Annotated in this window: 16 protein-coding genes and 3 riboswitches; of the genes, 8 read left to right on the top strand and 8 right to left on the bottom strand. The window is 46.2% G+C overall.

The window, feature by feature from the left end; genetic code table 11:
• Positions 1-30 precede the first annotated feature (30 nt).
• Both ku and QRX25_RS06520 read left to right on the top strand, forming a co-directional pair.
• Positions 31-912 (top strand): non-homologous end joining protein Ku, encoded by an 882-nt coding sequence (ku, locus tag QRX25_RS06525; RefSeq protein ID WP_065521434.1) that lies wholly within the window; start codon positions 31-33, stop codon positions 910-912.
• A 2-nt stretch (positions 913-914) separates the two neighbouring features.
• Positions 915-2,750: a DNA ligase D gene (locus tag QRX25_RS06520; protein ID WP_212101131.1), complete on the top strand. Its 1,836-nt coding sequence runs from the start codon at positions 915-917 to the stop codon at positions 2,748-2,750.
• Between the two features lie 9 nt (positions 2,751-2,759).
• Here QRX25_RS06520 and QRX25_RS06515 read toward each other — a convergent pair whose 3' ends face one another.
• The 4 genes from QRX25_RS06515 to ykzB all read right to left on the bottom strand — a co-directional run bounded on the left by QRX25_RS06515 (position 2,760) and on the right by ykzB (position 4,524).
• Positions 2,760-3,314, bottom strand: a complete 555-nt coding sequence (locus tag QRX25_RS06515) for a YkoP family protein (RefSeq protein ID WP_065981294.1) — start codon at positions 3,312-3,314, stop codon at positions 2,760-2,762.
• 176 nt (positions 3,315-3,490) lie between these two features.
• Positions 3,491-3,955 carry a MarR family winged helix-turn-helix transcriptional regulator gene (locus tag QRX25_RS06510; protein WP_013352011.1) on the bottom strand — a complete coding sequence of 155 codons (465 nt, stop codon included), beginning with the start codon at positions 3,953-3,955 and terminating at the stop codon, positions 3,491-3,493.
• A 142-nt stretch (positions 3,956-4,097) separates the two neighbouring features.
• Entirely contained in the window at positions 4,098-4,280 is a 183-nt protein-coding gene (fbpA, locus tag QRX25_RS06505; protein ID WP_013352010.1) for a Fur-regulated basic protein FbpA, read from the bottom strand.
• Positions 4,281-4,368: 88 nt separating this feature from the next.
• On the bottom strand, positions 4,369-4,524 hold the full coding sequence (ykzB, locus tag QRX25_RS06500; RefSeq protein ID WP_101605506.1) for a protein YkzB: 156 nt from the start codon (positions 4,522-4,524) through the stop codon (positions 4,369-4,371).
• 193 nt (positions 4,525-4,717) lie between these two features.
• Between ykzB and QRX25_RS06495 the strand changes: the two genes are divergently transcribed.
• Complete coding sequence (locus QRX25_RS06495; RefSeq protein WP_013352008.1) at positions 4,718-5,050, top strand: MerR family transcriptional regulator; 333 nt, start codon at positions 4,718-4,720, stop codon at positions 5,048-5,050.
• A gap of 37 nt (positions 5,051-5,087) precedes the next feature.
• Here the strand turns inward: QRX25_RS06495 and mgtE are convergent, their stop codons facing one another.
• From mgtE to QRX25_RS06480, 3 genes are all read right to left on the bottom strand, one after another.
• Positions 5,088-6,443 (bottom strand): magnesium transporter, encoded by a 1,356-nt coding sequence (mgtE, locus tag QRX25_RS06490; RefSeq protein WP_212101128.1) that lies wholly within the window; start codon positions 6,441-6,443, stop codon positions 5,088-5,090.
• Between the two features lie 234 nt (positions 6,444-6,677).
• Positions 6,678-6,843, bottom strand: a riboswitch (M-box (ykoK) riboswitch).
• A gap of 106 nt (positions 6,844-6,949) precedes the next feature.
• Positions 6,950-7,087, bottom strand: a complete 138-nt coding sequence (locus QRX25_RS06485; RefSeq protein WP_003154740.1) for a transcriptional regulator SplA domain-containing protein — start codon at positions 7,085-7,087, stop codon at positions 6,950-6,952.
• Positions 7,088-7,177: 90 nt separating this feature from the next.
• Entirely contained in the window at positions 7,178-8,440 is a 1,263-nt protein-coding gene (locus tag QRX25_RS06480; protein ID WP_065981292.1) for a glycosyl hydrolase family 18 protein, read from the bottom strand.
• A 160-nt stretch (positions 8,441-8,600) separates the two neighbouring features.
• A riboswitch (TPP riboswitch) is annotated at positions 8,601-8,714 on the top strand.
• A 181-nt stretch (positions 8,715-8,895) separates the two neighbouring features.
• Here QRX25_RS06480 and QRX25_RS06475 point away from each other — a divergent pair.
• The 3 genes from QRX25_RS06475 to thiX are packed head-to-tail and all read left to right on the top strand — an operon-like array spanning position 8,896 to position 11,855.
• Positions 8,896-9,495, top strand: a complete 600-nt coding sequence (locus tag QRX25_RS06475) for an ECF transporter S component (RefSeq protein WP_065981291.1) — start codon at positions 8,896-8,898, stop codon at positions 9,493-9,495.
• Positions 9,482-11,119: an ABC transporter ATP-binding protein gene (locus QRX25_RS06470; protein ID WP_212101125.1), complete on the top strand. Its 1,638-nt coding sequence runs from the start codon at positions 9,482-9,484 to the stop codon at positions 11,117-11,119. The genes QRX25_RS06475 and QRX25_RS06470 overlap by 14 nt, the downstream gene beginning before the upstream one ends.
• Complete coding sequence (gene thiX / locus QRX25_RS06465; protein WP_115997140.1) at positions 11,094-11,855, top strand: HMP/thiamine ABC transporter permease ThiX; 762 nt, start codon at positions 11,094-11,096, stop codon at positions 11,853-11,855. Before QRX25_RS06470 ends, thiX begins: the two co-directional genes overlap by 26 nt.
• 45 nt (positions 11,856-11,900) lie before the next feature.
• Here thiX and QRX25_RS06460 read toward each other — a convergent pair whose 3' ends face one another.
• Complete coding sequence (locus QRX25_RS06460; protein ID WP_212101122.1) at positions 11,901-12,734, bottom strand: STAS domain-containing protein; 834 nt, start codon at positions 12,732-12,734, stop codon at positions 11,901-11,903.
• A 220-nt stretch (positions 12,735-12,954) separates the two neighbouring features.
• On the opposite strand from QRX25_RS06460, the gene isp reads away from it, so the two are divergent.
• A complete protein-coding gene (isp, locus tag QRX25_RS06455) occupies positions 12,955-13,914 on the top strand; it encodes a serine protease Isp (protein WP_065981287.1) in 960 nt (319 codons plus the stop codon).
• A gap of 139 nt (positions 13,915-14,053) precedes the next feature.
• Positions 14,054-14,208: riboswitch (SAM riboswitch) on the top strand.
• Between the two features lie 83 nt (positions 14,209-14,291).
• Positions 14,292-16,580, top strand: a complete 2,289-nt coding sequence (gene metE / locus QRX25_RS06450) for a 5-methyltetrahydropteroyltriglutamate--homocysteine S-methyltransferase (protein ID WP_065981286.1) — start codon at positions 14,292-14,294, stop codon at positions 16,578-16,580.
• The last annotated feature ends 17 nt before the right edge of the window (positions 16,581-16,597 follow it).

Here is a 16,597-nt window from a genome sequence, read left to right as displayed (position 1 = left end):
CACAATAAAGACAAAAAGGAGTTTTTATTCATGCACACGATGTGGAAGGGTTCGATCAGTTTCGGCCTCGTCAATATACCGGTCAAGCTCTTTGCGGCCACTGAAGATAAAGATATAAAATTCCGCAGTCTTCATAAAGAAGACCATGCGCCGATTAAATACGAAAAAATCTGTACCGGATGTGAAAAGAGTCTGGAGCCTGATGAAATCGTTAAAGGCTATGAGTATGTAAAGGGAAAATACGTCATTTTGACAGACGAGGACCTAAAAGACGTAAAACAGGAACATGAAGAAAAAGCGGTTGAAATTGTTGACTTTGTCCAGCTGCAAGAAATTGATCCGATTTATTTTAACCGGTCTTATTATGTCGGGCCGGGAGATAACGGTACAAAAGCCTATACACTTTTGCGGGAAGCGCTGAGGACGACAGGTAAAATCGGGATTGCCTCTATTACGATCCGTTCTAAGCAGCAGCTTGCGATTCTTCGCGTGTATGACAACTGCATCGTGATGGAATCCATTCATTATCCGGATGAAGTCAGAAACGCCGGACATGTGCCGGGGGTTCCCGAGCAGACAGCCGTTAATGAAAAAGAACTGCAGACGGCGATTACGTTAATAAATGAGCTGACAACCGAGTTTGACCCAGAGCAATACGAAGACACATACCGGAAAGCCCTCCTCGCCAAAATTAATGATAAGCTCGAACATGAAGAAGCAGGCGTGACACCGGCTGCTCCCGGTCCGCGTGAAGATGTCATTGACCTTGTCAGCGCCCTGCAGGCGAGCATCGACCGGACGAAGCGGCCGAATCGCGAGCAGGCTGCACCGGTGCGGACAAAAGACACTGCGTCCGCAGGCGGCGAAGGCAAAAAGCGGAAGACGACCAGACAAAAAGCCGGAACGTCTTAATTATGGTGCTGACGATGCAGCCGATTCTGACTTCTGCACCGCCCACAGGCAGTGAGTGGCGCTATGAGGTAAAGTATGACGGATTCCGCTGTCTTCTCCGCATAGACGAAAGCGGCGTCACATTAACCAGCAGAAACGGCCAGACGCTGACGAATCAATTTCCGGAAATCACAGCCTTTGCCGTCCTGTGTTTTCAGCACATGAAAGACAGGTTCCCCATTACGCTTGACGGAGAGCTTGTTTATTTAGTGAATCCGTACAGAGCGGACTTTGAGCAGATTCAAATCCGCGGACGTTTAAAACGGACGGAAGCCATTGAAAATACCGCCAATAAACGGCCGTGCCGCTTTCTGGCATTTGACCTCTTGGTTCTGAAAGGTGCCGCGACAGTCTCATTGCCCTATGTGAAACGGAAGCACGCCCTTTCCAAACTGTTTGAAGAAGCAAATCTTCCTTTAAGCCCCCGTCACTTAGCGAAAGAAGCGATTCAATACATTCCGGAGCACACTGACTTTGAAGCGCTCTGGGACAAGGTCGTCCGGCACGACGGAGAAGGCATAGTAGCAAAAAGGGTATCGAGCGGCTGGGCGGAAAATAAACGGTCTCCCGACTGGCAGAAATACAAACATATGAAAACGGCACATGTGCTGTTAACCGGATTCAATCCGAAAAACGGGTATGTGACAGCCTCGGTTTTAAAAGACGGCACCGCTGTTCCTGTCGCTTCCGTTTCCCACGGCATGCAGGCGGAGGAAAAAAACGCCGTCAGAACCATTATGGAGACACACGGAAAAAAACTGAAAAACGGCGAATATTCACTAGAGCCTTCCATCTGTATGACCGTGCAATATTTAACCATATTGCAGGACACCCTGCGCGAAGTATCTTTTGTTTCCTTTCAGTTTGGGATGGATTGGACTGAATGCACTTATCAGCAGCTAATCCTCCGATCTAAAACGCTGCCTCCAGAGCTGCAGTTCACAAGCTTGGATAAGGTCGTTTTTAAGAAGCGTGAAAAAACGAAAGAAGATTTCCTTTGTTATATGGTGAAGATGAGCGATGTTCTTTTGCCCTTTCTTAAAGACCGGGCTGTCACAGTAATCCGATATCCGCACGGGGCGCCGGGCGAATCTTTTTTTCAAAAAAACAAACCGGACTACACGCCGGACTTTGTCTCAAGCGTGTTTGACGGAAGCCATGAGCACATTGTGTGCAGCAGCATACCGTCTCTTTTATGGCTGGCCAATCAGCTGGCGCTGGAATTTCACGTTCCTTTTCAGACAGTGCATTCTAAAAGGCCCTCAGAAATCGTCATTGACCTTGATCCTCCGTCAAGGAATGATTTCCCTATGGCTGTGGAGGCGGCGCATGTGCTGAAAGAGCTGTTTGACTCATTCAGCATTACATCATTTCCGAAGCTTTCCGGAAATAAAGGCATTCAGCTCTACATCCCGCTTTCACCGGAAGCATTCACCTACGAAGAGACCCGCGCGTTCACAATGCTCATTGCTGATTATTGCGTCCGGACGCGCCCGGATCTATTTACGACAGAGCGGTTTATCAAAAACCGAAACGGCAGGCTCTACCTTGATTATTTGCAGCATGCTGAAGGAAAAACGATTATCGCCCCTTATTCGACTCGGGGCAATGAATTAGGTACGGTTGCCGCCCCCCTTTATTGGAACGAAGTCAACTCCTCTTTAACACCTGATGATTATACGATTGATACAGTGGTGAATCGCGTCAGGACAGAGGGAGATCCGTTTTATGAGTTTTACCGCAATCCGCAGGACGGCCCGCTTTCAATCGTGCTTGAGCAAATCAAGAGAAAGAGCTGACGCTTTTCGTCAGCTCTTTTCAGTCTGATACGTGCACATCAGTTTTTCTTTGGAAATGAATAAATAGCAGGAATAAGGAATGTTTTTGAGGGTGAGCTGTTTTGCAGTAAAATATAAAATCGGAATATGGGCCGCTTTCTTAAACAGCCTGTAGCAGCCGCTGGACGGCGTTATCACATCAAACCCGAGTCTTGCCGCCCCTTTATGAAGCATTGTAATGCCGACGACGCCTTTTATCTCGTCTTTCCGTTTATGCTGGTTAATATAATCTGCTAAATGAGGCATGGATTGATAAACTTTCTGATATAGCATAATCCCCCTTCTGACCGCGCTTTCAATAGGCTGCAGCTCTTTCAGGAGTTTGACATTATGGAGATGAATCTTCACTAACACGTCGTTTTTTTTAATTCTCGTTCCGTCGCTCAGGATGACTTCTTTTCCTTTATATCTCGTCAAACGGACGCGGAATACATTTGATTGCCGTTTATCAATCAGCGTCAGCCGGGTAAAGAAGAAATAAAGCGGATCAAGTAAGTACCATATAGTCAGCAGACAGCTTCTCACACGTTCACCTTCTTTATATTCAAAGCACCTTCATATTTTGGCATGGGGCATATCACATTATGTTTGGTAAATAATGATGCCGCCCTATATCAGCATATGCAAAAACGGCTTCAGGCTCTACCGTCGGGACAGAAAAAAACACTCTCCCTGAAGAAGAGTGTTGTATCCGCTTTCTTTTAACGGAAAAGCAAATGCTGGCTGTGAATTCCCGCTTTTTTCAGTAAGGCTATCAGCTGTTCCTGTTCATCAGGCATAAGTCCTGAAAACGCTCTCGCAATTCTCAATGAATGAATCGGATAAATTTTGTCCAAATACTCGTTTCCTTTATCAGTTAAATGGGCGTAAACAGAACGTTTGTCCTTCGGATCTTGTTCTCTGACCAAAAAGCCGTTTCTTTCGAGCTTATCGATGACATAGGTGACATTCCCGCTGACAAGCAAAAGACGCGAGCCGATTTGCTGAAGCTTTTGCGGACCTCTCGTATACAGCAGCTCCAAAACGGCAAATTCAGTCGGATTAAAACCGTGTTCTTTACTGTCGCGGATGCTGTGTTCAGACACACTCTTGAAAGCCCTTGCAAAAACTTTGTACAAATTCATCGCACGCATCACTTCTTCTTCATTAAATGATAATCTCATCATATCTACCCCGTATTTAAGATTTTTATAAAAAAATAATGTAAACCCTTACAATTCATAAGAGTCGTTCTCTGTTTTATATTCTATTCGTGCCGTTTTTCAGAATTCCTTCTTTTTTATATAAAAAAATACCCTTATACATCATTTAATTTGTATAAGGGTTACGTTCTTTATAGGGAATGTTCCGGAAAAAATACGCATATTCCTTTCTCAGCTCCGTGATTGTCATGGAATTCAGTATTTCTTTCGTATAGACTCCGATCTGAAGAAGCTTTTCGGAATAATGGTTTCTCTCTCTGTCCAGTGCATTTTGAAGCAAATGACTCATGGCGGCCTCCTTTGTTTTCCGTTATTCTATGATCAGAATAACGCTTTTATTTCAATGACGTATGAAGCTATTGTAAAACTTCTGTGGATTATGATGTTTTTCGGTAAAGTCCGTTCTGGACGGCTCTGAGCAGCGGAAAAGCATGTTCCCCGGCAAGCTGCATAAACGTCTCCAGCATTTCATCGCGTTTCATATCTAATTCAATGATTTCTTTTGCCAGCGAAACCGCTTTTTCTTTCTCCATTCATATCCTTCCTCCTCATTGTGTCTGTACAGTAAGCATAAAACGGGACACAGAGCCATGCATTAACCTTGTCAATTTTTCTGCCGCTTTTTCTTCTAAAATCTTCTATTCCACGTCAGAAAACCTGACAAACGTCAGGTTTTTTCTTTTTTTTCTTATATAATATGAGTAAAAGACATCCAGGGGTGGAAAAATGACGACAGACGAACAATCTTACAAAGATAAAAAAGTAATCTCGATCGGCATTGTAAGCGAATTAACCGGATTGTCAGTCAGGCAGATCAGATACTATGAAGAACGGAAATTGATCTACCCGCAGCGCTCATCGCGGGGAACGAGAAAGTATTCCTTTTCGGACGTTGAGCGGCTGATGGATATTGCCAACAAGCGGGAAGACGGCGTACAGACGGCTGAGATTTTAAAAGACATGCGAAAAAAAGAGCAGGCCCTCAAAAACGACCCGCAGCTCCGCAAAAAAATGCTGGAAGGACAGCTTAATGCTCATTTTAAATATAAAAACCGCTGACAAAAAAAGTCCGCCTCCTGTGAGACGGACCTTTTTTTTATAAAGCATGAAGAAATGCAGTGGCAATGCCGAAATAAATTAATAAGGACAAAATATCATTCAGCGTCGTAATCAGCGGCCCGGATGCAATCGCCGGGTCAATGTTCAGTTTATGAAGAATAATAGGGACGATCGTTCCGGCCATCGTACCGATAATCAGCGTTGCAAGCAGCGATGAACCGACGACAAAACCGAGCGTTAAGTCTTTCTGCCAGACGGATGCGACAATCGTGATCGCGATCGCACAGACGATGCCGATATAGATACCGGCCCTTAATTCACGGAAAATCAATTTAAAGATGGTTTTTTTATTCATTTCTTCTTTAGCCAATCCCCTGATGACGACGGCGAGTGACTGCGTACCTGTATTCCCCGTCGTTCCCGCGATCATCGGCATGAAAAATGCGAGGGCGACTACTTTTTGCAATGTATCTTCAAAATAATTCAGGATGCTTCCGGAAATCAATCCGATAAACAAAAGAAGAATGAGCCACGGCAAGCGGCGGTACGCCGCAACATACGCTTTCGTATCAAATGTAATCGCCTTACCGGAGGCGGCGAATTTTTCGTAATCTTCATCAGCTTCTTTAATAACGACGTCAATAATATCATCGACAGTGACAATACCGACAAGTACATTATTTTCTTCAACAATGGGTATGGCTAAAAAGTCATACCGCTGGATCAGCCGGGCGACTTCTTCCTGATCCTGGAGCACTCCGGCTGAGATGACGCGCGTAAACATGAGGTCCTGCACCTTATCTTCAGGATCGCCGAGAATTAAATCTCTGTAAGAAAGCACCCCGACAAGCTGCTTACTGTCATTAATCACGTACAAATAGTTTATTGATTCTGCGATTTCTGCAAAGCTTTTCAGCTTCACGACCGCATCTTTTACTGTATAATGCTGCGGAATCCAGACGAAGCGGTTCGTCATCATCCGGCCCGCCGATTCTTGCGGATAGTTCATCAAAAGCTGTACGGCCTTTGATTCCTCAGCCTCCATGCTGGATAAAAGCTGCTCTTTCAGTTCTTCATCCATCTCTTCCAGCAAAGCGGCGAGATCGTCGTTATCCATTTTATTCATTGCGAGAGTGGCTTTTGTTTTACCGACTTTATGCAAAACGGCAAGCTGAAATTCCCGTTCAAGCTCTCCGATCATGTCGGTGATATCGTCAACCGTCATATATGACAGATAGCGGGCCCGGTGCTTTTCCGGCATTTCTTTAAATAAAAACGCCATATCATAGGGCTGAAGCTCATCTATCATGCTCCGGAATTCTTTAATTTTCCCGTCCCGCAATAAAATGATAATACGTAATATGAGTTCGTCATAGGTCATGTTTTGGACCATCGGGACTCGTACCTCCTTTACGGAGACGCGCCGTCCGTCAAGGGAAGTGCGGCGGTTTGTCTCCTCATCATGTCGTCATTGGTTATCTGGCTGTATATGGGTACTTCTTCTGACATACTCGAATGGGGAGAATCCATACTCCGCACCTCCTTATCATGCTCAGTCATGTACGTTTTGAGGCATAAAAAAAACCTTCCGATATGAAGGCGAAAACAAGCACGGCAAATAAACGTGCGGGGCCTTCAATCGTAGAGCTTTAGCACTGTATGGCATAGGACGGCCATCCAGCTGCGTTAAGAATCACCTTATGTCGATGATTCCTGTTGACCCATTGGCGTCTTTGGACATTTTTGGGCAGCAGCGTATCTCCATACAGGAGCCTCACCTAACGAAGTTCTTATTTGAATTGACACACTGAGATTACAGAAAAAAAAGGAATGTGTCAACCTTAAATTTGTTATTTCAGCATATGCCTATAAAATAAATGGAATAAAGGCATAAAGCCCTTATTCCGGCAGATCGCTTTCATCTTCTTCAGAAAGGAAATGATATGATTCATGCAGCATGAGCGCGTATTCCCCTTCTTTTGTCGGGTGCGGTACATACTCAGCCTCGTTGATATACTGCTCTTCCCTTTTCTTCATGGGACAGACCTCCTTTTCAACTTTAGATTGTCCAAAAGAAGATCCGTTATCATAGGAAAGAAAAAATCACCAGATGAAGCGGACATACAGCTATATTTTTCGGATCGTGAAGAAGTTCCGCAGCAGCCACGGTCCCGGTTTGAAGCCGAGCGTTAATTGCCACGCGCCGATCGCCTGCAGTCCGTACTGCCGCACGAGAACCATTTTTTCACTCATGCTCCGCACATCCTCAAACCATACTTCATGCGTTCTCCCATTTTCATCAGTATACCGAAAGTAAGGGGAACGATCCTGCTGGGAATAATGGATCACTGATTGATGCTTCATGGCTGTTTCCATGGCGCGCTGATTGGAGATGGCGGATCCGATCGTTCCGGGGCGGTACGGAATCACCCAATCATACCCGTACAGCGGAACACCGAGTATCACTTTTCTTCTCGGGACCCTGCTGATGGCAAAATTGATGGTTTCTCTGACCTCTGTCAAAGGCGCCACGGCTCCCGGCTCACTGCCTGCGTGGTGCCAATCGTACGCCATAATAAACATATAATCGACGACTGCTCCGATTCCGCCGTAATCATATCCCCTCAGCCACGGCACTGCTTCACTTGTTTTCGCCGGAACCGATATTGTTAACGCGAGCTGGTGCTCCGAGAGCCGGGTTTTTAACTGCCGGAGAAATCCGGTAAAAAGATCCCGGTCGGCTTCTCTGACCCGTTCAAAATCAATATTTACACCGCCGTATCCCTTTCTTACAGTCAAATAGACGATATTGTTGACGAGGTTTGTTCTCGCCGTCGGGTTTTGCAGGACTTGATGAGCTAATTCAGGGCTGAACCCCCCTTCTGTCAGATTCGTGATGACGGCAAGCGGCCTCACTCTGTTTTGCCATGTGGTTTCTATCGCGGTTCTGTCGTTTAAATTATTAATGATATCTCCGTTCGGGCCAAAATGATATTCAAACAAAGAAATCGCCGATGAATAGGGCGCAAAATCATTAATTAACTCTCTGTCCGCTTCAGGTGTCCGAATGACATAAAATTGCAGGGTTCCTGCCAGATAGTTAGATATATCAGGGATCTTCACTTTCATACCCGGCCGCAGCCGGTTCGGCTGAATATTCGGGTTTGCCTGCATCAGCTGCATCTGCGACACATAGGCCTTACTTGCGATAACAGCATACGTATCATTCGGCTGAACCGTATATTCATTAAGAGGGATCAAAAGCGCCTGCCCCGGAACGATATTCGTTTCCTCAAGTCCGTTGACGCTTCTGATGCTGTCAACAGGATATCCGTACTTTCTGCTGATGGAAAATAGCGAGTCGCCAGACTGCACTGTATGAACAAACATAGATGTCCTCCGTTTCCTTTTGATCAAAAGGGCGTGATATACACTCTTCCTATCTTTATGAATGATTATCCGGTCCGATTCCAAACTCTGTTTTCGAGAAAGGCTGTTTACAAATCAGACATGATCAACTATGATGATGTCATCATAAAAAACTGTATAGGAAACGCACTAGGGGTGCTGTTATCGGCTGAGATAAAACATGCGGCAAGCGTGTTTTGATCCCTTATAACCCGATCTGGATAATACCAGCGTGGGGAAGTGCAGATTGACCGGAGCGCGGGTTCTTTCCCATGCGTTTTCGTTCTGCTGCTGCATATTCCCTCGGATATGCAGTTTTTTATTTTTCATTAAAAAACGGGGGAGGACACCGCATTATGAAACTGAATATGAACCGCCTGTAACAGAATCAACTCTTTCATACATAGGACTATCCGATAAGAAAGCAGGAGATCAGAATGAAAAATTGGAAAATGAGAGAAATTGTCGTCATGTCCGTCATCAGTGTTGTATTCGCTGTCATTTATTTATTATCAACTCATGCAAGCAATATAGCGGCAGGGTTTTTCGGCCGGATGAGCTACGAACCGATTTACGGCATTTGGTTTATCGTCTCGGTGATTGCCGCCTACATTATTCAAAAACCGGGAGCGGCGCTCGTTTCTGAAATCATCGCCGCGTTTGTGGAATGCTTACTCGGAAATCCGTCAGGACCGATGGTGATTCTGATCGGCATCGCACAGGGAATCGGTGCGGAAGCGGTCTTTTTAGCGACACGCTGGCGGATTTATACCCTGCCTGTGCTTCTTTTATCCGGTATGGGATCTTCTGTGACGAGCTTCATTTATGATTTGTTCGTTTCCGGGTACTCTGTTTTGAACCCGGGTTTATTAACCGTCATGCTTCTCATCCGTCTGGCCTCAGGCGCGCTTCTTGCCGGCCTTCTCGGCAAAGTAATCAGTGATGCGCTGGCTTACACGGGAGTGCTGAACGGCATGGCTCTCGGAAAAGAATTGAAGAAGAAAAAGAAACAGGTGAACCAAGATGCAGGTATTTGAACCCCTTCTATCGGCCCGCCGTCTTACCTTTTCTTATGATCAGGATGAAAAGCCGATTTTTCAAAACGTGTCATTTCAGCTCCGCAAAGGAGAGCGGGCTTTATTGCTCGGACCGAGCGGATGCGGCAAAAGCTCGCTCGCCCTTTGTTTAAACGGCCTGTACCCGGAAGCCTGTGATGCGGTTCAAACGGGAACCGTTTCCTTATACGGAACACCGCTTTCAAACTTGGCAGAGCCCGCCGCTGCATCCATCGGAGTGGTGTTTCAAGATCCGGATCAGCAGTTTTGCATGCTGACGGTTGAAGATGAAATAGCCTTCGGTCTGGAAAATTTGCAATATACAAAAGAAGATATGGATACCATCATCGATGACGTTTTGGAAAAATTAGAAATCACTCATCTGAAAACACGAACGATCGCCTCGCTGTCAGGCGGTTCAAAACAAAAAGTGGCGCTCGCCTGTATCATTGCGATGGATCCGGAACTCATTATTTTGGACGAACCGACGGCACAGCTTGATCCATATTCCGTCCGTGAATTTGTGCGGCTGATCAAAGAACTTCAAGCCAAAAGAAACTTCGGCCTTCTCGTAATCGAGCATCAGCTTGATCATTGGGCGCCGTGGATGGACAGGACGATTGTCCTTGACGAAACCGGTCAGATCGTGATGGACGGAGAGACGGACGCTATCTTTGAAACAAAGCTTGAAGAGCTGACGAGACTCGGCATTCCGATTCCGCGGGTGATCCTATTGCAGAAATACGTCAACATTCCTTTTACATTGTGCAAAGAAAGTCTGTTTCACAAATCTGTACCGGCTCTTCCCCGCCCCCGGTCCGCCGCGCTTTCGGCAGAGGAAGCACTGAGTGTTCACGGGCTGTCATGCAAAAGAGGAACGGATATCATTTTTCAGGATGTGAGCTTTTCCGTAAAAAAAGGGTCAATTACTGCGATTGCCGGTCCTAACGGAACAGGGAAGTCCACGCTCCTGTCCGCCGCGGCCAAGCTCATCCGTCCTGTGAGCGGAGACATCAAAATAGACGGCAGACCGATAGATTCCTATTCTGAAAAAGAGCTTCGGCGCCTGATGGGATATGTTTTCCAAAATCCTGAACACCAGTTTGTCACAGATTCCGTCATTGACGAGCTGCTGTTCGGCTTTGAAGACGGCAATGCCGCAAAGGAGAAAGCTCTTCAGCTGTTAACCCGGTTCGGCCTGAGACGCCATGCCTCACAGCATCCATTTTCTTTAAGCCAAGGACAAAAACGCAGGCTCAGCGTCGCGACGATGCTTATGCACAATGTGAAAGTTTTGCTGCTTGATGAACCGACTTTCGGGCAGGACGCAAAAACGGCGCGTGAGTGTATGCAGATGCTGCGGGAGATTCAAAAGGAAGGCACGGCTGTTTTGATGGTGACACACGATATGGAGCTCGTCTCAGATTATGCCGACACGATCCTTGTGCTCTGCGGCACGAAGCTGGTATACCGCGGAACTCCCGATTCTTTGTTTACTGATCATATCGGAACCGCGGAACAAGCGCATTTAGCTTTGCCGCTGCAGTATGAATGGATGAAACACGACAGGAGGCGGAGAAATGAACGTGCGGCTGGAAGCTGTTAACCCGTCAATTAAGGCGGCGGCTGTTTTGTTATGCGTCATTATGCTGTCGTTCATTTATAATCCGTACACCCCAGCTGTGTTTTATATCATCATTGCGGGAGGCGTCCTTTTGGCGGGAAGCGTGCCGCTGAAAAAATGGCTGCTGTTTACGATTCCATTTGTGATTCTCGCCTTCGGTTCTTTATGGACAGCCGCCGTATTCGGAAACGTCCCGACAACCGGAAGCAATCTGCTGTTTAAGCTCGGGCCGATTGCCGTCAACAGTGACAACGCGGCGCTCGGGATTGCTATCGCGTTTCGTATTTTATGTTTTTCCGCCTTGTCGATGATGTTTCTTTTCACAACCGATCCGATACTGTTTATGCTCAGTCTGATTCAGCAGTGTAAGCTCCCGCCGAAGCTTGCCTACGGCGTTATCGCCGGGTTCCGGTTTCTCCCTCTTCTGAAAGATGAAATCCTGATCATCCGGCATGCGCACAGAATCAGAGGCGCGGCGTCTGATTCCGGACTGAAAGGAAAGCTCTCCGCCTTCAGACGCTTCACCATTCCGCTTTTGGCGGGCGCAATCAGAAAGGCGGAACGAACAGCGATCGCGATGGAGTCTAAAGGCTTTACGGGCAGCCGAAACCGCACATTTTACAGAACGGTTACTGTGGGCCGCGCCGATTGGTTCTTTTTCCTGCTCGTGCTTCTGTTATTCGGCGCAAGCTGTCTCGTGTCACTGTTGTTTTTATAAAAACAGGCCGCCGGAGTGATTCGGCAGCCTGTTTTGTTATGTATGTTACTCATGGTAATTAAGAGCCTGAGCGAGGTTGGATTTGATCGTAATATCTGAGAAATTAATACCGAGCTGTACAGCGGTTTGGGCAATTTCCGGCCTGATTCCGGATAAAGTGGACGTAACGCCGATCAGGTTCAGCGCCTCAATTAATTTAAAAATCTGGTGCGCCACCATCGTATCGACAACCACTACGCCTGACAAGTCAATTAACAGATGCTCAATCAACCGATCCGCACATGTGCTCAGCGTATTTTCCAGAACGAATTTGGCGCGCTCCGTGTCAATATTGCCGACAAGCGGCAGAAGCGCCGTCCGTTTGCTCAGTGTAATAACCGGCGAGCTTAACTCTAAAATCATTTCTCTTTGCGCATTCAGCTGCATTTTTGAATTATGCTCGGCGTGATCGACAAACGTGTAAATCGTAAAATCAAATACTTGAACAATTAAATCCTCCCATCTCTTTCTTTCTCCCTCAGCAAACGCAGATTCATGTTCATCGGCAAACGCGTCATAATAACTGATATACAGCCTCCGGTTTCTCATGAATTCACGGACAACGTACTGGACGGGAGTATCGAGATGCTTCTGGTCTTTCGCAAGCTCAATCACCCACTGCTCGAACTTTTCTAAAAATTCTTTTTCCGGCATGATATACATGTTATTAATCTGCCGGTAAAATTCTTTATCCTGCTCCTTCAGTTCTTCTATGATGACGGGATTTGTCAAAGAATAAATCGAATTCGGATCCGAATCTTCCATTGTTTCGATCCAATCTTCCGCAATTTGATCAACCTGTCCTGAAAAATAGTCGTATAATGCTTCACTTATCTTCATACCTCTTCTCCTTTCCCATTTTCCAATTATAGCGTTACCGGGTGAGGAATCAAAATGAAAGTTGTTATACTATCCATTTATTTGAAATTTTTTAGTGCAATAGATTGCGCCTTTTTTATGAAAATGCTTCAAATGACTCTTTCCGTGCGGTATGCTCTGCCATAAAATAGTAGCAACACCCTTGAATCCACTCGCAAGCATAAAAAAGGAGGGCTTTTTTATGAATGGTGAAATGCGGTTGATTCCTTATGTCACGGATGAGCAAATCATGGATGTGAACGAGCTTCCTGAGGGTATTAAAGTGATTAAGGCGCCAGAATTGTGGGCAAAAGGGTTTAAAGGCAAGGATATTAAAATCGCAGTGCTTGACACAGGCTGCGACATTAATCATCCTGATTTGAAAGACCGGATTGTCGGCGGGAAAAACTTCACCGATGATGACGGAGGCAAAGAAGACGCGTTTTCCGATTACAACGGACACGGGACACATGTTTCCGGAACGATTGCCGCCAATGATTCAAATGGCGGAATTTCGGGTGTTGCGCCGGAAGCGAGCCTTTTAATCGTAAAAGTTCTCGGCGGGAAAAACGGCAGCGGAAAATACGAATGGATCATTAACGGCATCAACTACGCCGTTGAACAAAAGGCTGATATCATTTCTATGTCACTCGGCGGGCCGAGTGATGTGCCTGAACTGAAAGAAGCCGTCACAAATGCGGTAAAAAGCGGTGTACTGGTCGTTTGCGCAGCAGGAAACGAAGGCGACGGAGACGAGCGGACAGAGGAACTGTCGTATCCGGCCGCTTACAACGAAGTAATCGCCGTCGGATCAGTCTCAGTCGCGCGAAAATCGTCAGAATTTTCAAACGCCAATAAAGAGATTGACCTCGTGGCTCCCGGCGAAAACATTCTCTCCACCCTTCCCAACCATAAATACGGGAAGCTGACGGGCACTTCAATGGCCGCCCCGCATGTGAGCGGAGCGCTTGCCTTAATAAAAGGGCTTGAACAGGCCTCGTTTCAGCGGACGCTTTCTGAGGCAGAAGTTTACGCCCAGCTTGTGCGGCGGACCCTTCCCTTGGATATCGCCAAAACATTGGCCGGGAACGGATTTCTGTATTTAGACGCGCCTGATGTGCTGATGGAAAAAGCCGAACAGGCACAGCTGCTGTCTTTCTGATATGTTTCTCATATAATGATTAATCAGCTTGTCACATCATCAATTTTTAAAATGTGAGATTTTCTATTGACAGTGATCTGAATAAGCTGATAAGATAACCAACAAATGATGTAACTTTTCAAAAAAATTGAAATATTTTCTCTTATCGAGAGTTGGGCGAGGGATTGGCCTTTTGACCCCAACAGCAACCGACCGTAATTCCATTGTGAAATGGGGCGCGTGATTTTTGCGCCGAGACAATTGTCTCTTAAGGCACGGTGCTAATTCCATCAGACATGATCTGAGAGATAAGAGAGGCTTACATTTTGATGTTAAAGCCTCTTTCTCTCATGAGAAAGAGGCTTTTTTGTTACATCTTACTTAAAGGAGGAGACTTAATGACAACTATTAAAACTTCGAATCTTGGTTTTCCGAGAATCGGCTTGAACAGAGAATGGAAAAAAGCGCTTGAAGCTTATTGGAAAGGAAAAACTGATAAAGAAACGTTTCTAAAAGAGCTTGACGGTTTATTCTTATCAGCTGTCAAAACACAGCTTGACCAAAATATTGATATCGTGCCGGTCTCTGATTTCACCCATTATGACCATGTGCTCGATACAGCCGTCAGCTTTAACTGGATTCCGAAAAGATTCCGCAGCATCACGGATCCCATTGATACATATTTCGCGATTGCCCGCGGTGTAAAAGACGCCGTTTCCAGTGAAATGACGAAATGGTTTAATACCAACTACCACTACATCGTTCCTGAATATGACGAAAGCATTGAATTCCGTCTGACGAGAAACAAACAGCTTGACGACTACCGCCGGATCAAAGAAGAATTCGGAGCGGAAACGAAACCCGTCATTGTCGGTCCGTACACATTTGTCACGCTTGCGAAAGGTTACGAAGAATCAGAAGCGAAAGCGATTCAAAAGCGCCTTGTCCCTCTTTATGTTCAGCTGCTAAAAGAGCTTGAAGCAGAAGGCGTCAAATGGGTTCAGATCGATGAGCCTGCCCTTGTGACAGCTTCTTCTGAAGATGTCCGCTCCGCAAAAGAACTCTATGAATCAATCACAAAAGAGCTTTCAGGGCTGAATGTCCTCTTACAGACATACTTTGATTCGGTTGATGCGTATGAGGAACTCGTTTCTTATCCTGTACAGGGAATCGGGCTTGATTTCGTGCATGACAAAGGCAGAAACCTGGAGCAATTGAAAAAACACGGCTTCCCGAAAGATAAAGTGCTGGCAGCGGGTGTGATTGACGGCCGCAACATTTGGAAAATCGATGCTGAAGAACGCCTTGATGCGACTCTTGATATCCTCAGCCACGCTGACATAGAGGAATTATGGATTCAGCCTTCAAGCAGCCTTCTGCACGTCCCGGTGGCAAAACACCCTGACGAACATCTTGAAAAGGATCTGCTGAACGGCCTGTCATACGCTAAAGAAAAACTGGCGGAACTCGGTGTCTTAAAAGAAGGTCTCCTGTCCGGAAAAGCGGCCGTCAGTGCGCAGATCGAAGAGTCCAAAGCTGCACTTAAAGCTCTGAAAGCTTTCGCAACAGGGGCGAACTCAGCTCAAAAAGAAGAACTGAATCAGCTGACGGAAAAAGATTTCTCCCGTCCTGCAAGCTTTGAGGAACGATTGGCGCTGCAAAATGAATCACTCGGTCTTCCCCTTCTGCCGACGACGACAATCGGAAGCTTCCCTCAATCTGCTGAAGTGCGGAGCGCACGCCAAAAATGGCGGAAAAAAGATTGGACGGACGAACAATACCAAGCCTTTATTAATGCGGAAACGAAGCGCTGGGTTGACATTCAGGAGGAAATCGGGTTAGACGTGCTCGTTCACGGAGAATTTGAACGGACGGACATGGTCGAATACTTCGGTGAAAAACTGGCCGGATTCGCCTTTACGAAATATGCATGGGTGCAGTCTTACGGTTCACGCTGCGTACGTCCGCCTGTCATTTTCGGAGATGTCGAATTTATCGAACCGATGACGGTAAAAGATACGCTCTACGCCCAATCGCTGACGGAAAAGCATATGAAAGGCATGCTGACTGGACCTGTCACCATTTTAAACTGGTCATTCCCGCGCGTGGATATTTCAAGAAAAGAAATCGCCTTCCAGATCGGGCTTGCCCTCAGAAAAGAAGTAAAAGCGCTTGAAGATGCAGGTATTCAGATTATCCAAGTCGATGAACCGGCGCTCCGCGAAGGGCTGCCGTTAAAAACGCAGGATTGGGATGAATATTTAACTTGGGCCGCAGAAGCATTCCGATTAACGACGTCTTCTGTGAAAAATGAGACGCAGATTCATACGCATATGTGTTACAGCAACTTTGAAGATATCGTAGATACGATCAATGACCTTGACGCGGACGTCATTACAATCGAACACAGCAGAAGCCACGGAGGATTTTTAGAGTATCTGAAAGAACATCCTTACGTAAAAGGCCTCGGACTCGGTGTATACGACATTCACAGCCCGCGTGTGCCGGCTACTGAAGAAATCTATCAAATTATCGATGACGCGCTTGAAGTGTGTCCGACAGACCGCTTCTGGGTAAACCCGGACTGCGGACTGAAAACAAGACAGCAGGAAGAAACCGTTGCAGCATTAAAAAATATGGTCGACGCTGCGAAACAGGCACGGAAAAAACAAGCTCAGCTTGTATAATAAAAAAAACAGCCATC

It is taken from the genome of Bacillus sp. L381, from assembly GCF_030284525.1.
Lineage (GTDB): Bacteria > Bacillota > Bacilli > Bacillales > Bacillaceae > Bacillus > Bacillus amyloliquefaciens.
Note: the sequence above shows the minus strand (reverse complement) of the source record. Positions and strands in the feature narration are given on the sequence as shown.